This window comes from Sporolactobacillus kofuensis, assembly GCF_024125425.1.
GTDB lineage: Bacteria > Bacillota > Bacilli > Bacillales > Sporolactobacillaceae > Sporolactobacillus > Sporolactobacillus kofuensis.
The window spans coordinates 1-4467 of sequence record NZ_JAMXWN010000030.1 but is presented as its reverse complement, the minus strand read 5'-3'; the positions used below and the strand labels follow the sequence as shown (position 1 = coordinate 4467).

Sequence of the window (4467 nt, the reverse complement as noted above, 5' to 3'; positions counted from 1 at the left end):
TTACTTAAATGCCGGACTAAGTGTCCGAACGGACTTTTTCGTTCATAAGATCCATAGCAAATTGAATTGATTAGGGGTTTATAACCCTTATATCACGCTTGGCTTTTGTTCAGTTTTCAAGGAACATTCTTCGCTGTTTCGTTCCTAACAGCAACTTTTAAATAATAACACGTTTCTATCAGGAAGTCAACATCTTTTTTTTCATCGTGTTTCAACGACAAGAAATATTTTAGCACGGTTAACTAACAGTGTCAACATCTTTTTTTGCCTTTAAAACGCGGCAAGAAATATATTATCATCTGCTACATTGTTAGTCAATACCCATATTAACAATTTATTAAACATACAAGGAGATAAAGAAAGATAAAGTTCTCGCTCAAACACCAAGCGAGAACTTTATCACGATCAAAGCAGCAATACCAGGAATACCAAGCAACCCACTGACAGTCGTGGTCGCAAGGTTAATGGGAATGTGCATACTAAATGATTCACCAATAACATTAAGAAAGAAGAGTAACACCGCGCCTACCACAAGGCGAATCACTAACTTTCCTATCCATTTAACGGGATGGAACGAAGTGCCAATACTTATAACGACAATAAATAATGCAAGCACACCAAGGATTAATAACATAAAGTTATTCAAAGGACATGCCTCCCATACATTTAAAAGAAACGAGCGATAGTCCACATCAATGTTTCATTTGTAGAAATGTATGCATGCATGTCCCTTTTTAGAACTCATCGGCTCATGAACTGTTTTAATTCACGGACTTCTTTCAATAAATAAAAATACCTAGCTTCTGCGAGTTTCAGCTGATGCAAAACTTCATCAGAAGGATCGATGCTGGCATCAATCACTCTTTTCTTCGTCATCCATTCTGTTTTGCAACGTTCTAGCAAATCGAGAAGCTGTTCGGTCATCTCTTTACGCAGCAAACCTTTTCTTCTGCCAAACATCTCAAACATCTCCAATAACCCTGCACTTTTTTGTGCAGTCGATTAAAAGTAATTAATCTTTCTTTGTGCAAATGGGGTTATAGCTCTCGGCGTCCTTCCAGAGCTTTGGATAACGTCACTTCATCTGCATATTCCAGATCTCCGCCAACAGGTAAACCATGAGCGATTCGCGATGTCTTTATTCCAATTGGTTTAACTAAGCGTGAAATATACATCGCTGTCGCTTCACCCTCAACCGTAGGATTTGTTGCCAGAATAATTTCTTTCACATTCTCATCTTCTAGGCGTCTGATAAGTTCAGCGACTTTGATGTCTTCAGGACCAATGCCATCCATAGGTGAGATAACACCGTGAAGCACATGATACAATCCTCGATAATCACGCATTTTTTCAAGCGCTACGACGTCTTTCGGGTCCTGTACCACGCAAATCGTTGAATGATCCCTAGAAGAATCATCACATATTGTACACGGATCATGATCACTAATGTTCTGGCATACGGAACAGTACACTAGTTTTCTTTTCACATCGACCAACGCCCGTGCAAAGTCCATGACATCTCCTTCATTCATGTCAACAGCAAAAAATGCGAGGCGCACAGCCGTTTTCGGACCAATACCTGGGAGTTTCATGAAGCTATCGATAAGTTTTGCGATCGGTTCAGGATACTGCATGCACCGGATCTCCTTTCACTGGTTGTCACCCCCCCTGAAAATGACCAGCAGCGAATGCCCGCTCTTACGAAACGGAATTCGCCGCTTTGTCCATATCAAGAGCGCTCACGGATTAGAATCCAGGCATATTCAAACCTTGCGTAAATTTACCAAGTCGTTTTGCTGCGAGCTCATCAGCATGTGTCAGCGCATCATTAACCGCTGCAACAATCAAATCCTGTAGCATCTCCACGTCGTCAGGATCTACTGCTTCCGGCTTAATCGCTACATCAACAATCTGTTTTTGACCGCTGGCTTTGACAGTTACCACACCGCCGCCCGCTGTTCCCTCAACGATTTCCTCTTTAAGCTTTTCCTGAGCTTCCGCCATTTGTTTTTGCATTTTTTGTACCTGACGCATCATGTTGTTCATATTTCCTCGCATCATATCAATCGCCTCCATAATCCATTAATCTTTAATATCAATTAAATCAGGGCCCACCAACTTTTTCGCTTCAGCGATTATTGGGTCTTCTTCCTTTTTCTCGCTGCTTTCTTCCTGAGTGGATTGAGAACGTTCGATGAACGCATTCTTCATCTTTGTCCATGTATCCTCAGGAACAGGATACATGACTTTTTGTTTCTTCGTCACGTCCTGTACGATGGTTTGAACCAGTTCCATTATATTATTTTTGTTTTCCATCACCATCTGGCAATGAAAGTCATATTTGAATGCCTGGACAAAGCCCTGTGTGGAACTCGCTACCGGCTGACTCTCGAGCATCCAAGCATGCGCAGCCACATTTTCTGCCCGGACCTTCGTCATCACTTTAGCCCACACCGATCTTAGCTCACGCAGTTCTTCTTTAGTCGCTTCATCCAACACATGATTAATTTGCGTGGTGGCAATACGTAAACCGCTATTTCTTCGCGGGGTGCGTGGGCGATTTGGCTCAGCCTGAGTTTCCAACCGAGGCATCGCTTCCGGAGCCGCCGACCATTTCTTCATCTGTTGTTCCAATAAGGCGATACGTTTCTCCAGTTCTCCATTATGGACGGTTGATCCTGGCTGCGTCGTCTGTTCAGGGACATCCTCCGGTTCGCATAAGCGAACGATACCCATTTCAAGCAATATTCGTGGATGATTGGTTCGCTTCATTTCATTAAATGTACCATTCATCTCGCTAATGACATGAAAGAGTCGTTGCACCGCAACCGTCTTGGCCTGCTCACGGAAAGCATCATCGATATGCGGACGCGTAAGCAGATCTTCCAAATCCGGAGATGTCCGGTAAAGCAGTAAATCACGATAATAGAAGATCATTTGCTCGATCAATCGCAGTGGATCCTTGCCCTGATCCAGAAGCTCACCCGTTTTGCTGACTGCATGCGCAGCATCGCTTGCTTCCAACGCTTCGATCAGTTCGCGAATCATTTGATCAGAAACCATACCCGTAACATCCAGCACATCTTGGACCGTCATCGTTCCCTCGCTGTAAGCCGCTGTTTGATCTAAGACACTAAGTGCATCACGCAATCCGCCTTCACTTGCTTTTGCGATCAGCTGAAGTGCCTCATCCTCAGCGTCAATTTTCTGATTCTGAACAACAAAATGCAGGCGTTCAAAAATCTCAGACGAAGGTATACGACGAAAATCAAACTGCTGACATCTTGAAATAATCGTCAGCGGTATTTTCTGTGGTTCGGTGGTTGCTAGGATAAACACCGCATGTTCAGGTGGCTCTTCCAAAGTCTTCAATAACGCATTAAATGCACCCGTCGAAAGCATGTGCACTTCATCGATGATATACACTTTATAGCGAACTTCACTCGGCGCATATTTTACTTTATCGCGAATATCTCGAATTTCATCAACACCGTTATTGGAAGCCGCATCAATTTCAATAACATCGGCAATGCTACCGCTCGTTATCCCGCGACATGCTGCACACTCATTGCATGGTTCGGCAACCGGTGCGTGTTCACAGTTGATCGCCTTCGCAAAGATCTTCGCAGCACTAGTCTTACCTGTCCCGCGCGGACCGGTGAATAGATAGGCATGAGAGAACTGCTGTTTGGTCAGGGCGTTCTGAAGAGTCTGGGCGATATGCTGCTGTCCGGCAAGATCATGAAAAGTCTGGGGCCGGTAGACTCTGTAAAGCGCCTGGTAGGCCATCTTCCTCCCCCTTCCACCGAATACGCTCGGTTTTATGATATACGTTCATTATAACGGTTACTGTTTCCGAAAGAAACTGCGGCGCGTATTCTTTCTCAATGAAAAAAACAAGGGCTATCGAAGATTAACTTCGATAGCCCTTGTTGCAATTATTTTAACGCCGTGCACCTTTCGTCGATCAAGGCATCATGAACGCTTCTCAAGTCGTTAGCTCGGCCCAGGCAACCCCGCGGCACACGAAAGGTCTCACTTACTGCTGCTTCCTTCCGGACCTGACAGGGTTCATGAGTTTCCGTTGCGCGGGACCCAAACGTCAACACCACGTGCTTGAGGCTGCTCCACAACGCCGAGACCTCGTGAAAGGAATTCAACCTCGCTACAGCGGATTGCGAGTTACAGAGCACCGCTACCTCCCCGTCTAGCACGGCTAATTTGATAACAAAAGTAATGGCGGAGGCGAGAGGATTTGAACCCCCGCGGCGCCGAACGACGCCCTAACTGATTTCGAGTCAGTCCCCTTCAGCCACTTGGGTACGCCTCCACAGCCATATCTCGTAACGCATGTTGATTTGTCGCCCATCAATTCTACTTACTAGATAAACTTTAATGAACAAAATCGCTACGACGAAGGTTAGTTTAACATAAAAATACGAAATCAGCAAACACCAAAATCTTCTT

Annotated in this window: 5 protein-coding genes, 1 tRNA gene and 1 other RNA gene; all 7 read right to left on the bottom strand. The window is 44.8% G+C overall.

Annotation, left to right across the window (positions count from 1 at the left end; translation table 11 throughout):
- Positions 1-376: 376 nt before the first annotated feature.
- Positions 377-646, bottom strand: a complete 270-nt coding sequence (locus tag NIE32_RS14045) for a pro-sigmaK processing inhibitor BofA family protein (protein WP_253077495.1) — start codon at positions 644-646, stop codon at positions 377-379.
- A 95-nt stretch (positions 647-741) separates the two neighbouring features.
- Entirely contained in the window at positions 742-960 is a 219-nt protein-coding gene (locus NIE32_RS14040) for a YaaL family protein (protein WP_253077494.1), read from the bottom strand.
- Between the two features lie 77 nt (positions 961-1037).
- Positions 1038-1634 carry a recombination mediator RecR gene (gene recR, locus NIE32_RS14035; RefSeq protein WP_253077493.1) on the bottom strand — a complete coding sequence of 199 codons (597 nt, stop codon included), beginning with the start codon at positions 1632-1634 and terminating at the stop codon, positions 1038-1040.
- 112 nt (positions 1635-1746) lie between these two features.
- Positions 1747-2061, bottom strand: a complete 315-nt coding sequence (locus NIE32_RS14030; protein WP_381453028.1) for a YbaB/EbfC family nucleoid-associated protein — start codon at positions 2059-2061, stop codon at positions 1747-1749.
- Positions 2062-2082: 21 nt separating this feature from the next.
- A complete protein-coding gene (dnaX, locus tag NIE32_RS14025; RefSeq protein WP_253077492.1) occupies positions 2083-3789 on the bottom strand; it encodes a DNA polymerase III subunit gamma/tau in 1707 nt (568 codons plus the stop codon).
- Between the two features lie 160 nt (positions 3790-3949).
- Positions 3950-4216: signal recognition particle sRNA large type (gene ffs / locus NIE32_RS14020), an RNA gene on the bottom strand.
- A 21-nt stretch (positions 4217-4237) separates the two neighbouring features.
- Positions 4238-4330: transfer RNA gene (locus NIE32_RS14015), tRNA-Ser, on the bottom strand.
- Positions 4331-4467: the final 137 nt, after the last annotated feature.

Coding starts and splice junctions, on each gene's coding strand:
- NIE32_RS14040 (WP_253077494.1), bottom strand. CDS start 960: ATGTTTGGCAGAAGAAAAGGTTTGCTGCGTAAAGAGATGACCGAACAG.
- recR (WP_253077493.1), bottom strand. CDS start 1,634: ATGCAGTATCCTGAACCGATCGCAAAACTTATCGATAGCTTCATGAAA.
- NIE32_RS14030 (WP_381453028.1), bottom strand. CDS start 2,061: ATGATGCGAGGAAATATGAACAACATGATGCGTCAGGTACAAAAAATG.
- dnaX (WP_253077492.1), bottom strand. CDS start 3,789: ATGGCCTACCAGGCGCTTTACAGAGTCTACCGGCCCCAGACTTTTCAT.